17 protein-coding genes are annotated in these 19,103 nt (G+C 63.1%); 6 read left to right on the plus strand and 11 right to left on the minus strand.

Annotated features, from left to right (window positions below):
* Positions 1-3 precede the first annotated feature (3 nt).
* Together JHX88_RS16635 and JHX88_RS16640 are read left to right on the plus strand one after the other, a co-directional pair.
* Complete coding sequence (locus tag JHX88_RS16635) at positions 4-1,263, plus strand: lytic murein transglycosylase (protein ID WP_076524724.1); 1,260 nt, start codon at positions 4-6, stop codon at positions 1,261-1,263.
* Between the two features lie 225 nt (positions 1,264-1,488).
* On the plus strand, positions 1,489-2,109 hold the full coding sequence (locus JHX88_RS16640) for a class I SAM-dependent DNA methyltransferase (RefSeq protein ID WP_076524727.1): 621 nt from the start codon (positions 1,489-1,491) through the stop codon (positions 2,107-2,109).
* Between the two features lie 278 nt (positions 2,110-2,387).
* Here the strand turns inward: JHX88_RS16640 and JHX88_RS16645 are convergent, their stop codons facing one another.
* The 11 genes from JHX88_RS16645 to coxB form a co-directional block, all read right to left on the minus strand.
* Positions 2,388-4,034, minus strand: coding sequence for an FMN-binding glutamate synthase family protein (locus JHX88_RS16645; protein ID WP_076524729.1), 1,647 nt, complete (start codon positions 4,032-4,034; stop codon positions 2,388-2,390).
* 67 nt (positions 4,035-4,101) lie between these two features.
* On the minus strand, positions 4,102-5,511 hold the full coding sequence (locus JHX88_RS16650; RefSeq protein WP_076524731.1) for an FAD-binding oxidoreductase: 1,410 nt from the start codon (positions 5,509-5,511) through the stop codon (positions 4,102-4,104).
* A gap of 30 nt (positions 5,512-5,541) precedes the next feature.
* A complete protein-coding gene (locus tag JHX88_RS16655; protein WP_076524733.1) occupies positions 5,542-6,123 on the minus strand; it encodes a GNAT family N-acetyltransferase in 582 nt (193 codons plus the stop codon).
* Positions 6,123-7,331, minus strand: coding sequence for a M16 family metallopeptidase (locus tag JHX88_RS16660; RefSeq protein WP_141225799.1), 1,209 nt, complete (start codon positions 7,329-7,331; stop codon positions 6,123-6,125). The genes JHX88_RS16655 and JHX88_RS16660 overlap by 1 nt, the downstream gene beginning before the upstream one ends.
* 62 nt (positions 7,332-7,393) lie before the next feature.
* Complete coding sequence (gene thrC / locus JHX88_RS16665) at positions 7,394-8,776, minus strand: threonine synthase (RefSeq protein ID WP_076524737.1); 1,383 nt, start codon at positions 8,774-8,776, stop codon at positions 7,394-7,396.
* A 10-nt stretch (positions 8,777-8,786) separates the two neighbouring features.
* Complete coding sequence (locus JHX88_RS16670) at positions 8,787-9,458, minus strand: SURF1 family protein (protein ID WP_076524739.1); 672 nt, start codon at positions 9,456-9,458, stop codon at positions 8,787-8,789.
* Positions 9,459-9,547: 89 nt separating this feature from the next.
* A complete protein-coding gene (locus JHX88_RS16675) occupies positions 9,548-10,348 on the minus strand; it encodes a cytochrome c oxidase subunit 3 (RefSeq protein WP_076524741.1) in 801 nt (266 codons plus the stop codon).
* Positions 10,349-10,374: 26 nt separating this feature from the next.
* Complete coding sequence (locus JHX88_RS16680) at positions 10,375-10,938, minus strand: cytochrome c oxidase assembly protein (RefSeq protein WP_076524743.1); 564 nt, start codon at positions 10,936-10,938, stop codon at positions 10,375-10,377.
* A complete protein-coding gene (locus JHX88_RS16685) occupies positions 10,935-11,153 on the minus strand; it encodes a hypothetical protein (protein WP_076524745.1) in 219 nt (72 codons plus the stop codon). The genes JHX88_RS16680 and JHX88_RS16685 overlap by 4 nt, the downstream gene beginning before the upstream one ends.
* Positions 11,147-12,064: a heme o synthase gene (gene cyoE, locus JHX88_RS16690; protein WP_076524747.1), complete on the minus strand. Its 918-nt coding sequence runs from the start codon at positions 12,062-12,064 to the stop codon at positions 11,147-11,149. The genes JHX88_RS16685 and cyoE overlap by 7 nt, the downstream gene beginning before the upstream one ends.
* Positions 12,065-12,089: 25 nt before the next feature.
* Positions 12,090-12,998 carry a cytochrome c oxidase subunit II gene (gene coxB, locus JHX88_RS16695; RefSeq protein WP_084202995.1) on the minus strand — a complete coding sequence of 303 codons (909 nt, stop codon included), beginning with the start codon at positions 12,996-12,998 and terminating at the stop codon, positions 12,090-12,092.
* Positions 12,999-13,198: 200 nt separating this feature from the next.
* On the opposite strand from coxB, the gene tldD reads away from it, so the two are divergent.
* The 4 genes from tldD (at position 13,199) to topA (ending at position 19,100) form a co-directional block, all read left to right on the plus strand.
* Complete coding sequence (gene tldD / locus JHX88_RS16700) at positions 13,199-14,620, plus strand: metalloprotease TldD (RefSeq protein ID WP_076524749.1); 1,422 nt, start codon at positions 13,199-13,201, stop codon at positions 14,618-14,620.
* A 135-nt stretch (positions 14,621-14,755) separates the two neighbouring features.
* Positions 14,756-15,889 (plus strand): DNA-processing protein DprA, encoded by a 1,134-nt coding sequence (dprA, locus tag JHX88_RS16705; RefSeq protein ID WP_272848074.1) that lies wholly within the window; start codon positions 14,756-14,758, stop codon positions 15,887-15,889.
* A 33-nt stretch (positions 15,890-15,922) separates the two neighbouring features.
* Entirely contained in the window at positions 15,923-16,345 is a 423-nt protein-coding gene (locus tag JHX88_RS16710) for a VOC family protein (RefSeq protein ID WP_336389886.1), read from the plus strand.
* A gap of 85 nt (positions 16,346-16,430) precedes the next feature.
* On the plus strand, positions 16,431-19,100 hold the full coding sequence (gene topA / locus JHX88_RS16715) for a type I DNA topoisomerase (RefSeq protein ID WP_076524755.1): 2,670 nt from the start codon (positions 16,431-16,433) through the stop codon (positions 19,098-19,100).
* Positions 19,101-19,103 lie beyond the last annotated feature (3 nt).

The following is a 19,103-nucleotide window of genomic DNA, read 5'->3' on the forward strand; positions in this document are numbered from 1 at the left end:
CACATGTCAATTTCACGTTTTTTCATTTCCGCCGCGCTGATCAGCGCCGTAGCCTCTTGCGCCGGCCCCCAAAGCTACTCGCCAAGCGGGCCTTCCGGCTCATCGGTCACCCCGGCATCCATTCCCGCGGCCGATCCGGGCGACGAGGCCGGGTTGCAGCGATTCATCCAGTCCTTCCGGTCCCGCGCCCTGTCATCGGGCGTCTCCGCCGGCACCTATGACCGAGCCATGCGCATCGCCCGCTACAATCCCGATGTCATCCGGCTGGATCGCAAGCAGGCTGAATTCTCGCGCCCCGTCTGGCTCTACCTGGACAGCGCCGTCTCGGATTCGCGCATCTCGACCGGGCGCCAGAAGGCCGGACAGCTCAGCCGGACATTGAGCGCCATCGAATCCCGCTATGGAGTCCCGCGCGAGATCGTGCTGGCAGTCTGGGGGATGGAGTCGAATTTCGGCGGCAATCGCGGCAAGATGCAGATCATCCCCTCGCTCACCACGCTGGCCTATGATGGCCGCCGGGGCGAGATGTTCCAGAACCAGCTTATCGCCGCGCTCAAGATCCTGCAGGCAGGCGATATCGACCCCGAGCATATGCTGGGCAGCTGGGCGGGCGCGATGGGTCATACCCAGTTCATGCCCACCTCCTATCTCGAATATGCCGTCGATTTCACCGGCGACGGCCGCCGCGACATCTGGTCCGACGACCCGACCGACGCGCTGGCCTCGACCGCCGCGTACCTCGCCCGCAACGGCTGGCAGCGCGGCCAGGCATGGGGGGCCGAGGTTCAGCTTCCATCCGGCTTCAACTACAACCTGATCGGCAAGGGCACCCGCCGCTCCAGTGGCGATTGGGCGTCACAGGGCGTCCGCAAGATGGGCGGCGGCAGCCTGCCCTCGGGCAATGGCTCGATCATCATGCCGGCAGGGGCGAAAGGCCCGGCCTTCCTGATCCTCGACAATTTCCGTTCGCTCCTGCGTTACAACAACTCGGACAATTACGCCCTCGGCGTGGCCTTCCTGGGCGAGCGGATCGCCGGGCGGTCGGGCATCCAGGGCGGTTGGCCGCGTAACGACCGGCGGATGAGCAGCTCGGAACGCGAGGAAATCCAGCGCCGCCTGCGCGCCAAGGGTTTCTATGACGGCGAGATCGACGGGCTGTTCGGCTCGGGCACGATGGAAGCCGTCGCGGCATTCCAACGCTCGATCGGGGCGACGCCGGATGGCTATCCGACCTCGATCGTGCTGGACCAGCTTCGGCGCTAAGCCGACGCATCCGCGGATTTTCAAGGGCGGGCCTGCGGGCCCGCCCTTTTCATTTGGTGGTCCCCCGGCGGAATGCCCAACCACGAACGGGACCGCAATGGGCTTGGCGTGTCGCCCGCCTCGCGATCAGATCATGTCGTTTTTTGATCATGAATGGTCGCTTTATTGTATGTCTCTACGCGCGATGCTACCAATTCCCGACCCGAGAAACGGCAAGGAGGCGAAATGGCCGGTACGAGCGCATTCCTGGACAAGGTTTACGAGGCAGATGGCGGCGAAAGCATGCGCCGATACTACAATGACTGGGCCGATATCTATGACGCGGACCTGCGCGAGAACGATTACCGCACGCCCGCACGCTGCGCCGCCGCCCTTGCCAGGCATCTTACCGACGGGGACGCGCCGATCCTCGATTTCGCCTGCGGAACCGGCCTCTCGGGTGTCGCGCTGAAAGAGGCGGGCTTCACCACCATCGACGGCACCGACATCTCCGAGGGCATGCTGGAAAAGGCCCGCGCCAAGGGCGCCTATCGCGAGTTGTTTCGCGCCGAGCCGGATACAGTTCTCGATACCGGTGACCGGCAATATATGGGCGTCACAGCCGTGGGCGCGATCGGCGCAGGGGCGGCTCCGGCCGGGAATATCGACGGGGCAATCGCAAGCCTCGCGCCCGGAGGCGTCTTCGTCGTCTCTCTCAACGATCACACGCTCGAAGATCCGCAATTCGAGGCACGGCTGAACCGGGCCATCGCCGATGGCCGGGTCGAGAAGATCATGGCCGAAGACGGCCAGCACCTGCCCGCAATCGGCTTGGGTGCCCGTGTCTGGGCAGTGCGCCGGCTCTGATCCGGGCCCATCCTGACCCTGCGCCAATACCTGGCGCGCGGGAACGGGCGAAACGGTAGCGACGCAACCGAGCGTTAACCCGTGCGAAAGAAAAGCTTTACCATTCCTTCAGCCATGACGTGGCGTCATCCCCGAAGCGTGCGTTGCCTGTGTACGCCCTGTGTACAGGCTGTGCACGCCCGGTGTACGCGCAGTGCGGCCCAAAACCCGGCATTTGCTGGGTCAAGCCGCGTCCATGTTGCACCGAACACCGATGCAACGCGCGCTCCCGTTGCGCATCACCCGTTTTCCGATGCCATCATCGCGAAACTGTCGATCTGCGCCCTGCCCCAATATTTCGCAAAAGCGGGGTGCGGGACATCGCTGGACAACAGCTCTCCGGGCTTGAGCCAGTCATACAGGCTGGCCGCCGACCTGACCTCGCGCGGGCTGGTGCGGATCATCAGGTGATGGGGCGTGAACTCGTCCGGATGCCGTAACCCCGAGCTTTCACAGGCTTCTTGCAGCGCGTGCATGGTGCCGTTGTGGAACCGGGCCGCGCGTTTCGCCTTGTCCGGCACGACCAGCGCCCGGTAACGGTCGCGATCCTGCGTGGTGATGCCGGTCGGGCATTTACCGGTGTGGCAGGCCTGCGCCTGGATGCAACCGATGGCGAACATGAAACCGCGCGCCATGTTCACCCCATCCGCCCCCAATGCCGAGATCCGGCAGATGTCGAAAGCGGTGATGATCTTGGCCGAGGCAATCAGCTTGATCCGATCACGAATATCCAGCCCAACCAACGTGTTATGCACCAGCATCAGGCCTTCGCGCAGCGGTGCCCCCTTGTGATCGGCGAATTCGACCGGCGCCGCGCCGGTGCCCCCCTCGCCGCCATCCACGGTGATGAAATCGGGGGTGATGCCCGTCTCGCGAAAGGCCTTGGCCATGGCGAACCATTCCCAAGGATGCCCCACGCAAAGCTTGATGCCCACCGGCTTGCCGCCCGAGAGGTCGCGCAGCTGGCGAATGAATTCGCAAAGCTCTCTTGGCGTCGAAAAAACAGAGTGCGAAGAAGGGCTTATGCAATCCTCACCCACGGGAATCCCGCGTGCCTCGGCAATCGCCTCGGTCACTTTTGGCCCCGGCAGGATGCCGCCATGGCCGGGCTTGGCGCCCTGGCTCAGCTTGATCTCGATCATCTTCACCGCATCACCCGCGGCGGTCTCAGAAAACCGTTCGGGATTGAAACTGCCATCGGGATGCCGGCACCCGAAATAGCCCGAGCCGATCTGCCAGACCAAATCCCCTCCCATCCTGTGAAACCGCGAGATCGAGCCTTCGCCGGTCGTATGCGCGAAACCGCCCGCCTTGGCCGCGCGGTTCAGCGCCTCGATCGCATTGGGTGACAGCGCACCATAGGACATGCCCGAGATGTTCACGACCGAACTGTCATAGGGCTGCGTGCAGTCCGGCCCTCCGACGCGAATGCGAAAATCCTGATTTTCCAGATGGGTAGTCGCCAGTGAATGGTTCAGCCATTCGTATCCGTCGCCATAGACATCGCGCAGCGTGCCAAAGGGCCGCACGCCCTCGATCCCCTTCGCACGGCGATACACCACGGCACGCTGCTCGCGCGAGAAAGGCGTTTCGTCATGATCGTCCTCGACGAAATATTGCCGGATCTCAGGGCGGAAATGCTCCAGCAGATAGCGCATCCTCGAAGCCAGCGGGTAATTCCGCATCAAGGCGTGGCTCGTCTGGCTCAGGTCATAAATCCCCATGCAGGTTCCGGCGAGCCCCAGAACCGCCAGCAGAACGCCCAGGATCGGCGCTATCGCGATCAGGGCAAGCCCCAGGGGCACCATCAGAATTGCAATGACAAAAGGCAGATAACGCTCGTAATACCGAGCACGTTCGACCGCGCTTGTAATTTTCAGTCGCATGGTCTCCTCCCGTTTACACCCCAAGCATGACTCAGAGCCGGGCAGAGATTAAGCAAAAACCGGTATTTCAGCTGGAAATAGGTAATATTGCTCCCGGATTCATGATGCCCGCGGGATCGAGCGCCCGCTTGATCGCCCGCATCGCGGCCAGCCGCGCGGGATCTCCCCAACGCGCCAGATCATCGGTTTTCAGGCGGCCAACACCATGCTCCGCCGAGAACGAACCGCCACGAGTCACGACCATCTCGTGAATGCGATAGGACAGGTCGCGACGGATATCATCATACTCGTCGCGATGCCGTCCCTGGGCCGGGAACAGGTTGTAATGCAGGTTCCCGTCGCCCAGATGGCCAAAGCAGTTGATCCGCAGATCGCCCTGCTCGGCCAGCATCTTCCCGGCATCGCGGATGAACCCGGCGATCTCGGACAGGGGCAGGCTGATATCGTGGCTGGCGATCGCCCCGACGGCACGGTTCGCCTCGGGGATATGTTCGCGCAGGTTCCAGAACTCCCCGGCCTGCTGTCCCGATTGCGCGATCACGCCATCGCTGACCAGCCCGGCCTCTGCCCCCGCGACAAAAAGGTCTTCCAGCGCCGTATCGGCCTGCAATCCGGCGGGAAGCCCGACCTCGACCAGCGCCGTCCAGTCCGGGCGCGTATCGAAGGGCTGCCGGATTTGCGGGAAATGCTCGGACAGGAATTCCAGCCCCTGCCCCGAGATCAGCTCGAACGCGGTCACGCCCCCGGCCATGCGGGATTGCGCCAGGGACAGCAGTTGCAAGGCAGCCTCCGGACTGTCCACGACCAGCATCGCCACCCCGGTCTCAGCCGGAACCGGGGCAAGCACCAGCGATGCCGCCGTGATGATCCCCAAGGTTCCTTCTGCGCCGATCAGCAGATCCCGCAGGTCGTAACCGGTATTATCCTTACGCAACCGTTTGAGATCATGCATGATCTCGCCCGAAGGCAGCACCGCCTCGATCCCCAGGCACAGCGCCCGCGCATTGCCATGGCGCAGCACGTTGACACCGCCCGCATTGGTCGACAACACCCCGCCTATCTGCGCCGTCCCCTGCGCCGCCAGCGACAGCGGGAATTGCCGTCCGGCCTCGGCCGCCGCGTCGCGCGCCTGCTGCAATGTCGCGCCGGCCTCGGCCAGCATCACGCCCTCATTGGCGTAAACCCCGCGGATCGCCGTCATTCGCTCCAACGACAGGATCAGCGGGGCGGGGCCATCGGACATCACCTGTCCGCCGACCAGTCCGGTGCCGCCGCCGCGCGGGACGATGGGCACAAGCATTTCCGCACAGGCGCACACGACCGCCGCCGCCTCCTCGACATCGCGCGGCGCAGCGATCAGCCCGGCCTGCCCGAGAAAACGCCCCCTCGGCTCTTCGAGATAGGACGGAGAGAGGTCACGCAGAATGCCTTCGGGAAGCCGCTTTGCCAGCTTTTCATCGGCGGGGTTCAGGGTCATGACTGCATACTCCTCTTTGCCGCCGGCAGGTCACCGCGCTTCGCTGCGCCCTCGCCGATCGCTTCGCAGGTTGGCGTAAAGCACATGGTTTCGCCAGCGCCCATTGATCTGCAGATAGCTTTGCGCGACTCCTTCATATTTGAAACCCGACCGCTCCAGCACTCCCCGTGAAGCGGCGTTTTCCGGCAGGCAGGCGGCCTCGATCCGGGACAGGTCAAGCGTGGTGAAGGCGTGATGCACCAGCACCCCGATCGCCTCGCGCATATAGCCCTGACGCGCAAAGGGCTTCCCGATCCAATAGCCGATGGTCCCGGTCTGTGCGGGACCACGGCGAATATTGTCCAGCGTGATCGCCCCCAGCAGTACCCCGTCGCGGCGCAGCAGGAACAGCGGCAGGGCCGTGCCCCCCTTGCTCGCCCGTGCGGCCCAGTAGACGCGGTTGGTAAAACTCTTGCGCGTCAGGTGATCGGGGGACCAGACCGGCTCCCACGGAGTCAGGAAATCGCGGCTTTCGATGCGCAGCGCCGACCAGGCGTTGAAATCCGAATGGGCGGGAAGCCGCAACACGATCCGCTCGGCTTCCAGCCGGACGGGGCGCCGCCGCAAGAACATCAGGCGGCAAGCCGTTCTGCCAGCGCCTCACGCGAGGGCGCCTGATCTACGGGACCGTAAAGCGCAAGCGCCGGGCGGGACTGACCGATCAGACGTTCGGCATGGGCGCGGACATCGGCAAGGCTGACCGAAGCGATCCGCTCGGCCACTTCGGCAGGGTCCATCACCCTACCCCAGATCGCCAGAACCCGCGCAATCCGCTCGGCCTGAGCCGAAGGACTTTCCAGCCCCATCAGCAACCCGGCACGCAATTGCGCCTTGGCGCGTGCTACCTCGGTCTCCGAGATATCCCCGGCGGCCCGCCTGATCTCGTCGATGGTGAGGTTGGCCAGATCGGCGACATCCTCTCCCCCGGTTCCCGCGTAGATCGTCATCATGCCGGTATCGTCGTGGAACCCGGATTGCGCGAAGATCGTATAGCACAGCCCGCGCTCTTCCCGGATTTTCTGGAACAGCCGCGAGGACATGCCGCCGCCAAGCGCGGCCGAAAATATCTGCGCTGCATAGAAATCCGGTGCGAGATAACCCGGCCCTTCCAACGCCATGGCGAAATGGGCCTGCTCCAGTTTCTTGACATGCCGCACCTCGCGCCCCTGCCAGACCGCGCCCTCGCGTGGGGCTTGCAGGATCGGGGCCAGATGCCCGAACGCGGCCTCGGCGAGCCGCACCATGCGATCATGATCGACGGCACCCGCAGCGGCCACCACCATCTGGCCGGGACCGTAATTCTCGGCGACGAAACTGGCCAGATCGGTGCGGCCAAAGCTGCTGACCCGCTCTGCCGGGCCAAGGATCGGCCGGCCGATGGCCTGATCGGGATAGGCGGCCTCTTGCAGCCAGTCGAAGATCACGTCGTCGGGCGTGTCCAGAGACTGCCCGATTTCCTGCAGGATCACGCCGCGCTCAACCTCGATCTCGCGCTGGTCGAAGACCGGGTTCAAGACGATGTCCGAAATCACGTCGAAGGCCAGATCGACATCATCCTCGAGCACCCGGACGTAATAGGCGGTCGCGTCGCGCGAGGTATAGGCGTTGATGAAACCGCCCACATCCTCGATCGCCTCGGCGATCTGCAGGGCGCTGCGGGTCTTGGTCCCCTTGAATGCCATATGCTCCAGGAAATGAGCAACGCCGTTCTGTTCAACCCGTTCATTCCGTCCACCCGCGCTAACCCATACGCCCAGAGCCGTGGAATGCAGGCCCGGCATGTTTCGTGTCGCGATACGCAGCCCGTTGGGCAGGGTCGTCAGGCGCAAATGAGGGTCGGTGGTCAATTGGTTCTCCGTTCCAGGATCAGCGATTTCAGCGCGTTTACATCATTTTCAACGCGAGTCACAGTTTCGGGCAAGTCGAACAGGTTCGCCATATGCGGGGGCAGGTCCGGACGAACGCCCACCGCCCGCTCGACCGCGTCGGGGAATTTCGCGGGATGCGCGGTGGCCAGGGTCACCATCGGCACGCCGGGCTCGATATTTTGTCGCGCGACCGCAGCCCCGATGGCGCTGTGTGGGCACAGCACCTCTCCGGTTTCCTCGCGGATGGTGCGGATCATCGCCAGCGTCTCGTCCTCGGACACCCGGCCCGAGACATATAGCTCGCGCAGCGCCTGCAAGGCGCCCTGGCTGATCGTGAAGCCGCCCGCTTTCAACTCGTCCATGATCTGGCGGATCGCCCCTGCATCCTTGCCATAGGCCAGGTACAGCGCCCGCTCGAAATTGGAGCTGACCTGGATATCCATCGAGGGCGAGATCGAGGGCTCGACGGTGCCGATCCGGTATTCGCCGGTGGTCAGGGCCCGGTGCAGGATGTCGTTCTGGTTCGTTGCCACGATCAGCCGACGGATCGGCAGCCCCATCTCGCGGGCAAAAGACCCTGCCAGGATGTCGCCGAAATTGCCGGTCGGAACGGTGAAATCCACTTCGCGATGCGGGGCGCCAAGGCTGACTGCCGAGGAGAAATAGTAGACGATCTGAGCCACCACCCGCGCCCAGTTGATGCTGTTCACACCCGCCAAGCCGACCTGATCGCGAAAATCATGGTCGTTGAACAGATCCTTCAGCCGCGCCTGGCAATCGTCGAAATGCCCGTCCACGGCCAGCGCGTGGACATTGGCGGCGTCCGGCGTGGTCATTTGCCGCCGCTGAACCTCGCTGACACGGCCATGCGGGAACATGATGAACACATCGACATTGTCGATACCCTTGAACGCCTCGATCGCGGCCGAGCCGGTATCGCCCGACGTCGCGCCCACGATGGTGATGCGCTGCCCGGACCGCTTCAGCGCGATCTCGAAGAGCTGCGCGATCAGTTGCATCGCGAAATCCTTGAAGGCCAGCGTCGGGCCGTGGAACAGCTCCAGCAGGTGATGGCCCGGGGCAAGTTGCTTTAAGGGCGCGCGGGCAGCATGGGCAATCCGGGCATATGCCCGGTCAATTGCGCCACGCAGCTCATCCTCGGTGAAGCAATCGCCGGTATAGGGGCGAATGACGCGATAGGCGACCTCTTCATAAGGCAGCCCCTCCAGCGCAGAGATATCGTCCATGACCGGAACGGTTTCGGGCAGATAAAGCCCGCCATCGCGCGCCAGCCCCGACAGCATCGCCTGCTCAAAGTTCAAAACCGGGGCTTCTCCCCGCGTCGAGACGTAACGCATCGCCGATCCTTCAATATGTCCGCTGCCTGATACGCCAGATCAGCGCGGCTGTCATCCCTGCCCATACAGCGGCGATCATGAACCATTGCACGGCATAGGACAGGTGGTTGTTCGGGATCCCCTCGATGGCGACGGGGATGGGCTCAACCCCTTGCGCATCGCCTTCGACAAAGCTGGCGACGACAAGGACAGGTTGGGTCTCGAGCGCTTCGGCCATGGCGGGGACATCGCGGGCGAACCAGATATTCTCGTCAAGGTTCGGCGCCGGGGTCGAGCCGCTCTTCTCGTCCGGCCAGTGCAGGTTGCCGCGGACGTTCAGCCGGACCGGGCCACGTTCGAGATGACGCGCCTCTTGCGGGACGAAGCCGCGGTCCACCATGATCTCCCGCCCGTCATCGGTGATGAAGCGCGAGACGACCTGGTAGCCGCCGCCCTGCTCCTTGGTATGGGACAGCAGGTCGATCTCGTCGCCCGTCGTGGTCCCGCTGACCGTGACCGGCATGTATTTCATCGATGGATCGACCTGCGCGGGCAAGGGCATGGCGGGGGCGTCGATCTGCGCCTGGATCTCGGCCAGCATCCCCTCTTTCCACGCCATCCGCTGCAATTGCCAGATGCCAAGGCCGATCAGGATGGCACAGCCGACCACGCCAAGGATCAGGGGAAAGAGATAGCGGCGCATGGGAGATGGAAAGCCTTCGATGCGGGCAAAACCCAAATGAAAACGCGCGGGAATTCGACCCGCGCGTCACGCTATTACCGGTGGGGAGATCAGCTTCCCCAGATATAGATCACGGCAAAGAGGAACAGCCAGACCACATCGACGAAGTGCCAATACCATGCAGCAGCCTCGAATCCGACATGCTGTTCCTGGGTCATCTGCCCTTTATTGAAGCGGATCAGGCAGACCAGCAGGAAGATCGTCCCGATGATGACATGCAGACCGTGGAAACCGGTCGCCAGGAAGAACGCCCCGGCATAGGCGGTGTCGGACAGGCCGAACTGCGCATGGCTGTATTCATAGGCCTGTAGCACGGTAAAGAATGCGCCAAGCACAACCGCGACGATCAGGCCGTTGATGGTGGTCTTGCGGTCGCCCTCATGCACCCAGGCATGGTGAGCCCAGGTCACGGCGACGCCTGACAGCAGCAGGATCAGCGTGTTGATGAAGGGCAGATGCCAGGGATCGAAGGTCACGATCCCTTCGGGCGGCCAGACACCATCCTTGAGCGGGCTTTCCGGGCCCATCGGGTACATCGCGTTCTTGATGAAATTCCAGAACCAGGCGACGAAGAACATCACTTCGGAAATGATGAACAGGAGGAAGCCGTATTGCAGCCCGATGCGAACGACCGGAGTATGATCGCCAGTCTCGCCTTCGCGGATCACGTCGGCCCACCAGCTATACATGACATAGAGGACGCCGGTAAAGCCGATCAGGAACATCCAGGGGCCGCGTTCCTGCATCCACATCACGGCGCCGAACAGCATGATGAAGGCCGAAACCGCGCCAATGAAGGGCCAGATGGAGGGCGGAAGAATATGATAGTCGTGGTTCTTTGCGTGCGCCATATGTGAGTCCCCGTCGGCTCCTCAGATCAGTTGACGTTATTCGCCGGGACCGCGTCAAGCGCGGCCTGCTTCGGCTCGGTCCGGTGGAAAGTGTAGGACAGGGTAATGTCCCGCACCCAGCTTGCATCCCGATCCTCCAGAAGATCGGGATCGACATAGAAATTGACCGGCATCTCGACCCGTTCACCGGGCTTCAGAGTCTGCTCGGTAAAGCAGAAGCACTGGATCTTGCTGAAATAATATCCCGCCACCTCGGGCGCGACGTTATAGCTGGCGGTGCCGGTGATCGTCTCGTCGGTATTGTTGACGGCCTCGTAATAGGCCATCGCGTTGTCGCCGATCTTGACATCCATCTTGGCCTGCATCGGGCGGAAGGTCCAACCCAGATCCTCGTCCACATTGGCATCGAAACGGACCCGGACGACCTCTTCCAACACCTCGTCGGGCGCGGCGGTCGAAACCTGCGTGGTGCCGCCAAAGCCGGTGACGCTGCAAAACCAGCTATAGAAGGGCACTGCCGCCCAAGCCAGCGCGCCCATCGTCAGCACGACGCCCACCAAGCCCAGAACGGTGCGGGATTCGCGGCTCATTCGCTCACCTCTTCTTCGGCTACCGGTTCTTCCTGCGGTGTGATCGAAACGCGCGGCTGGTGATCATATGCTTCCATCATGTCGCCCTGCCGGACCTTGACCACCGTCAGGCCAAAGACCAGCGCGACGAAACCGGCCAGCACCAGCCCCAACCCCACATTGCGCGAGCGGCGGCGGCGGTGAAGTTCATGTTCGGTTTGTATCGACGTCACCATGTTCCCACCCAATTCTGGACCAGTAGTGCAAGGAAATGCAGGAACAGGTAATAAAGCGACAATTTGAAGACCCGCTTCTCGACGGCATAATCATCGGCGATGGCTGTCTCTTCGTCACGGCGCATGACACGCCAGCCGCCCCAGATGAACATCGCGTTCAGCAGGATGGCCACGGCGAGATAGATCGGCCCGCCGACCGAGGTCAGTCCCAGCCAGATCGCGAATGGCGCAAGAACCAGTGTATAGCCGAAGATGTGGCGGCGCGTGATCGCCCGGCCGTGGGTCACGGTCAGCATCGGTACGCCGGCCTTGTGATAGTCTTCCTTCATGAACAGCGCGAGCGCCCAGAAATGCGGTGGTGTCCAGAAAAATATCAGCGCGAACATCAGCAGGGATTCGATGCTGATGCCCCCGGTCGCGCAGGCCCAACCGATCATCGGAGGGAAGGCGCCTGCCGCACCGCCTATGACGATATTCTGAGGGGTCCAGCGTTTCAGCCATATCGTATAGATGACGACATAGAAAAAGATCGTGAAGGCGAGAAAGCCAGCGGCGAACCAGTTCGCGGAGAGGCCCAGCATCATCACCGCGATAAGGGCAAGGCCAAGCCCCAGTCCCAACGCCTCGCCGCCCGTCACCCGGCCCGCCGGGATCGGGCGCTTTCGCGTGCGGTGCATGACCGCGTCGATATCGGCATCATACCACATGTTCAGCGCGCCAGAGGCCCCGCCGCCCAGGGCAATGAACAGAACAGAACAGAACGTCACGAATGGATGCACGGCAACCGGCGCCACCCACAGCCCGACAAAGGCCGTGAACACCACCAGCGACATCACGCGAGGCTTCAGTAACGCGACATAATCGCGAAATTCCGCCTCGGGGGCACTGTCATATGCGTGGGTATCAATCATTCCTGCGCGTATCTGTAATGGCGGATCAGTTGGCCACGGCCAGTTCGACCTTGGCTTCGGCTTCGGATTCCAGCAATGCCGTCTGTTCTTCCTCGGTCAGGGTTCCGCCCTGCTCTTCAACCCAGGCAATGTATTTCTCGGGCGAAACGGCCTTCACGACGATCGGCATATAGGCGTGGTTGATGCCGCACAATTCGCTGCACTGGCCGAAATAGACGCCTTCCTGTTCGACATTGAACCAGAGCTGCGCGATCCGACCGGGCACGGCATCCTGCTTCACGGCGAATGCGGGAATGGTCCAGGCATGGATCACGTCATTGGCCGTCACCTGCACCAGCACGGTCTTGCCGACAGGGACAACAACCTCGGTATCGGTGGCAAGCAGGTATTCATCCTCGCTATATCCGTTCTCGGCAAGTTCTTCCTTGGTCAGCATGATCGAATCGAAGCTGAGATCGTTATCGGGATATTCATAGGACCAGTACCACTGGTTGCCGATGGCCTTGATCACGACATCCGGGTTCGGCGGCATTTCCTGGCTGCGGAACAAGGCCGGCAACGAGAAGGCGCCGATCACGACGAGCACCAGTACCGGCACCAATGTCCAGACGATCTCGACCGGGGTGTTATGGGTGAACTTGGCGGGGACGGGATTCGAGCGGCTGTTGTAGCGCAAGATCACGATCAGCAGCAGCCCACAAACAAAGATGGTGATCAGGGTGATGATGATCAGCACGAAATGATCCAGCCATTGCTGATCGCGCGCCAGTTCGGTCGAGGCAGGCTGGAAGCCCATGCCCTTCGCGATCGGCTTGCCGATCACCGGAAGCTCGCCCAGAACATCTTGTGCCAGAGCCGTTCCAGCCACCATTCCCGCCCCTGCGAGGCCCGTAACTGCTCCTGCTGCACGCCGAATCAACGCTTTTGCCATCATTCCATCCCGTCGCGTTTGGTGAGGCCAAAATGGCCGCAAGGGCCGCACAAGGCTGCCCCTTTCCCTTTCACATTGTCCGTTCTATGACCATATCTCGACCTCTCGGGCAAGTGATACATGGGAATTAGAAGCGAATTTCGGGGCCGGTGCGCTCTGTAGCCCTCTTATCACACAGCCCGCACCAACGGAGTTGCCCAACCATGACTCGTGACCGTTTCGACCCGTTCACCCAGCATCTGGACCGCGAACAGGCCCTTGGCATCCTTCGCGACGCCGTCGCAGGCGCGGATGACGGCGAGCTGTTTCTTGAACGGAGTACCGCCGAAACGCTGGTGTTCGATGACGGGCGGCTGCGCAATTCCGGTTACACCGCCAGCCGGGGTTTTGGCCTGCGCGCCGTACGAGGCGAGGTGACTGGCTATGCCCACTCCACGGAAATCAATGAGGAATCGCTGCGCCGCGCAGCCAGGACGGCCCGTCTCGCCGTCGGCGCAGGCGGAGGAAACTGGGCCGATCCCGCACCGATGCACGCATGCGATCTCTATGCTGCGATCGATCCTGCGGACGGCATCCCCATCGCCCGCCGGATCGATCTCTTGAGGCAAATCGACGATTACGCCCGCGGCAAGGACCCTCGCGTGGTGCAGGTCACCGCGTCCATCGCGTCCTCCTTGCAGGAGGTGGCGATCCTGCGTCCCGAGGGCGGGCTGGTCACCGATATCCGCCCGATGGCGCGACTGAATGTCGCAGTCATCGTCGAGAATAACGACCGCCGCGAATCCGGCAGTTTCGGCGGCGGCGGGCGCGTCTCGCTCGACGGGTTGATGGAACCGTCCCACTGGCAGGCCTCCGTGGACGAGGCGCTGCGCATCGCGCTGGTCAACCTGCGCTCGGTCCCCGCCCCGGCGGGGGTGATGGACGTTGTCCTTGGCCCCGGCTGGCCCGGCATTCTTCTGCACGAGGCTGTCGGTCACGGGCTGGAAGGGGATTTCAATCGCAAGAAGGCCTCGGCCTTCGCCGGACTGATGGGCCAGCAGGTCGCCGCGCCCGGAGTGACCGTTGTCGATGACGGCACCATCCCCGACCGCCGCGGCAGCCTCAGCGTGGATGACGAGGGCACGCCCCCGGCACGCAATGTCCTGATCGAGGACGGGATCCTGGTGGGCTACATGCAGGATCGCCAGAATGCCCGGCTGATGGGCGTGGCCCCGACCGGCAATGGCCGCCGCGAAAGCTTTGCCCATGCCCCCATGCCGCGCATGACCAATACCTATATGCCCGGAGGCAATGCCGATCCTGCCGCGATTCTTTCGGATCTGAAGGACGGCATCTATGCCGTGGGCTTCGGCGGCGGGCAGGTCGATATCACCAACGGCAAGTTCGTCTTCTCTTGCACCGAGGCCTATCGCGTCAGGAACGGCGTAGTCGGCGATCCGATTCGGGGTGCGACGCTGATCGGCGACGGTGCAACAGCGTTGCAGCATGTCCGGGCGATCGGCAATGACATGACGCTTGATCCGGGCATCGGCAATTGCGGCAAGCAGGGGCAATGGGTGCCGGTCGGCGTCGGCCAGCCCACATTGATGATCGGCGGCCTGACCGTCGGAGGCTCGGCTAACTGACATTTTCATGCGGCCAGTCTCCCGGCGTTCATGATTCCTTAAATCCTTCCCGGTTATGCCTGTCTCAGGATGAGGCAGAGGCAGGCTATGGATACCGGGTTCGTTTCTTTTGGCCCCCCTCCCCCCCGACGGGCCGTGGCGGACGACGATCTTGCCTATCTCCGTCTCATCCGCTCCCGCCGGGTCGGGCCGACGACATTCCACCGGCTGCTCAACGAGCATGGCAGTGCAGCCGCCGCGCTGGAGGCATTGCCGGAAATCGCGGCAGCCGCGGGCGTTCGCGATTACGCCCCTTGCTCCGAGGCCACAGCGGCAGCCGAGTTGCGTGCCGGACGCAAGGCTCGCGCACAACTTATCCGTCATGACTCGCCCCTATATCCACAAGCACTGCGGCAGATCGAAGGCGCTCCGGCCGTGCTGTGGCTGCGCGGCGATCCAGCCTGGCTGGCGCATAATCCCGCCGCGGTGATCGGGGCGCGCAACGCTTCGTCACTGGGGCTGCGCATGGCGCGCGGAATGTCAGCAGGGCTGGGCGAAGCGGGGCATACAGTCATTGCCGGGCTGGCGCGTGGGGTCGATGCCGCTGCTCACGGCGCGGCACTGCCGACCGGAACCGTCGCGGTACTGGCAGGTGGAGTCGATGAGATCTATCCGGCCGAAAATGCATCTCTGGCAGCCGAAATTGCCGAAAAAGGTGCGCTGATTTCCGAGCAGCCTCCAGGGATGAAACCAGCGGCCCGGCATTTCCCGGCCCGCAACCGAATCATTTCCGGGTTGTCGCAGGCAGTCGTTGTGATCGAAGCGGCATATCGGTCCGGCACCCTGATCACGGCGAAATGTGCATTGGATCAGGGGCGCGAAGTCATGGCGATACCCGGTCATCCGATGGATGCCCGGGCGGCGGGCTGCAATCAGTTGATCCGTGACGGCGCACAACTGGTCCGCAGCGCTGCCGACGTGGCCGAGGCCCTTTTGGCGCAGAGCCGTCGAGACCCCGCACCTGTTCGGGCAGGGAACATCCCTCCTTCGCATGATGAAGTTGCCCCCATGAATGCCCTACCGCTTCGACCGGGCAATGCGCGGGACTGCGGCGGTCCCGCCTCGCTCGAAGCACGCATTCTTTCGCGACTGACCCCCAGCCCCCTCGAAGAGAACGACCTCATCCGGGATCTCGGCCTTCCTGCTTCAACCGTCAATGCGGCGATCCAGGCGCTGGAATTGCAAGGCAGCCTGATGCGCCTGGCAGGCGGGCGAATCGCGCGGCTCTGAAACAGGAGTTGACCGATGAGACAGGATCGGGGATTGCTTGAACCGCATTCTAAGGGAGCCGGAATTTTGGCAATGATCAAAGCGACCGCGCTCGACCACCTGGTCCTCACGGTTGCCGACCCCGCGCGTACGGTCGAATTCTATGAAAACCTGCTGGGCATGGAACTGCGCGAGTTCGGCGAGAATCGTAAGGCGCTGCATTTCGGTCAGCAGAAGATCAACCTGCATCGCGCCGGTCACGAATTCGAGCCCAAGGCACACGCGCCCCTGCCCGGCTCAGCGGATCTGTGTTTTCTGGTCGAGGGAACAGCGCAAGATAACGCTGCAAGATTGAGCAAGGCGGGCATAGCAGTCGAGGAAGGCCCGGTCCCGCGAACCGGCGCCACCGGGCCAGTCATATCGCTTTATCTGCGCGATCCGGACGGCAACCTGATCGAACTGGCGCACCGCTCCTGAAATCCTGCCGCTGACCACGGGCCGTTGACAGTGCCGCTCCGGCCACCCATGTTGCCGCCCCATTGAAGCTCGCTCCGAGGTCCCTATGCCCGTTGTCGTCGTCGAATCCCCGGCCAAGGCCAAAACCATCGAGAAATATCTCGGCGGTGACTATCGCGTGCTGGCCAGTTTCGGCCATGTCCGCGACCTGCCCCCCAAGGATGGCAGCGTCGATCCCGAGCAGGACTTCGCGATGAAATGGGAAGTCGCCTCCGACAGCAAAAAGCATCTCAAGGCGATCAAGGATGCGCTGAAAGAGGATAACAACCTGATCCTCGCCACCGACCCCGACCGCGAGGGAGAGGCGATCAGCTGGCATCTGCTCGAAGCGCTGAAGACCTCGTTGAAGGGCGGCAAGGATGTCAGCCGAGTCACCTTCAACGCCATCACCAAGGCCGCCGTCACCGAGGCGATGAAGCAGCCGCGCGAAATCGACCAGGCATTGGTCGATGCCTATCTGGCCAGGCGCGCGCTGGACTACCTGGTCGGATTCAACCTCTCGCCGGTGCTGTGGCGCAAGCTGCCCGGCGCGAAATCGGCAGGCCGGGTGCAATCGGTCAGCCTGCGCATCATCGTCGATCGCGAGATGGAAATCGAGGCGTTCAAGCCCCGCGAATACTGGTCCGTCCATGCTCGCTTGGCGACACCCGCAGGGGCGGAATATGACGCACAACTGGTTTCGCTGGCTGGCTCCAAGCTGGAACGCTTCGATCTCGCCGACGCGGAAAAGGCCGCCATGGCCGTCAGTGCCGTCGCCTCCCGCGACCTCGGCGTGACCGGTGTCACCGCCAAGCCCGCCAGCCGCAACCCGTGGCCGCCTTTCATGACTTCGACCCTGCAGCAAGAGGCCAGCCGCAAGCTGGGCCTTGGCGCGCGGGCCTGCATGTCGGCAGCGCAACGGCTGTATGAGGCCGGGCTGATCACCTATATGCGGACCGACGGCATCGACATGGCCCCGGAGGCGGTGATGGCCGCCCGCGACGCGGTCAAGGCGAAGTTCGGCGAGAAATACCTGCCGAAATCGCCGCGCATGTACAAGAACAAGGCCAAGAACGCGCAGGAAGCTCACGAATGTATCCGGCCGACCGACATGATGACGTCCCCGGACAAGCTGCGTGTGACGGCAGAGGATCAGCGCAAGCTTTATGACCTCATCTGGAAGCGCACCATCGCCAGCCAGATGGAGGCCGCGCGGATGGAACGCACCACGGTCGAGATCGCCAGCCCCGACGGGCAGGTCGGGCTGCGCGCCACCGGTCAGGTGATGCTCTTCGACGGCTTTCTGAAGGTTTACGATCAAGGCCGCGACGATGACGAGGGCGATGACAGTGCCCGCCTGCCCGCCATTTCCGAGGGCGAGGCGGCGAAGCTGGTGTCAAACGCCTTCGCCTCAGAGTTCACCAAGGCGCAGGAAAAGGCCGAACCCGCCCCCGAGGCACCTGCGGGGCATCGCGCCGCGCCCGGCCTGCTGATGAACGAGGCGGCTTCGACCGCCGCGCGCCAGCATTTCACCCAGCCCCCGCCCCGCTATACCGAGGCCACGCTGGTCAAGCGGATGGAGGAACTGGGCATCGGCCGACCTTCGACCTATGCCAGCATCGTCACCACGATCCAGGACCGCGAATATGTCCGCAAGGACAAGAACCGCCTGATTCCCGAGGACAAGGGCCGTCTGGTCACCACATTCCTGGTTAAGTATTTTCCGCGCTATGTCAGCTATGACTTCACCGCCGACATGGAGAACGAGCTGGACGAGATCAGCGCTGGCGACCGAATGTGGCGCGACGTCCTGGGCCGGTTCTGGAAGGATTTCACCAAGGCGCTGGAAGGCACGTCCGAGCTGCGCATCAGCGAAGTGCTGGACGCCATCGACGACGCGCTGGCACCGCATCTCTATCCTCCCCGCGCCGACGGAGGCGATCCGCGCGAATGCCCGCTTTGCGGCGCAGGCCGGCTGAACCTGAAGACCGCGCGTTCGGGCGGGGCCTTCATCGGTTGTTCGAACTACCCTGAATGCCGCTATACCCGCCCGCTCTCTGCCCCGAATGGCGAGGAACCGGTAGGCGACCGAGTGCTCGGTCATGACGATGGCGACGAAATCAGCCTGAAAACCGGTCGCTTCGGCCCCTATGTCCAGCGCGGCGAGGCGACCGAGGAAGTGCCGAAACCGCCGCGCGCCTCTATCCCCAAGGGATGGGATCCGGCCGCGATGGACCTGGAAAAGGCGTTGCGGCTTCTGTCCCTGCCCCGCCCCGTCGGTCCGCATCCCGATGATGGCGAGCTGATTGAGGCGGGCATCGGGCGTTATGGCCCCTATGTCAAGCATGGCCGCAAATACGCCAATCTGCCCGAAGTTGACGAAGTCTTCACCGTCGGCATGAATCGCGCAGTCGAGGTTCTGGCGGCCAAGCAGACGCGCGGACGCACCACCGCCGCACCGTTGAAAGAGCTTGGCGACCATCCGGATGGCGGGTCCATCCAGGTGATGAACGGGCGCTACGGCCCCTATGTCAAATGGGAAAAGATCAACGCGACCCTGCCCCGCGACCTCTCGCCCGAGGATATCACCAAGGAGCAAGCGCTCGAGCTGATCACCGCCAAGGCCGCAAAATCGCCCAAGAAAGCCGCGAAGAAACCGGCCAGCAAGGGCACCAAGAAAACCACAGCCAAGAAACCGGCGGCGAAAAAAACCGCCAGCAAGAAAGCGGCCGGATAAGCT

It is taken from the genome of Paracoccus saliphilus, assembly GCF_028553805.1.
Classification (GTDB): domain Bacteria; phylum Pseudomonadota; class Alphaproteobacteria; order Rhodobacterales; family Rhodobacteraceae; genus Paracoccus; species Paracoccus saliphilus.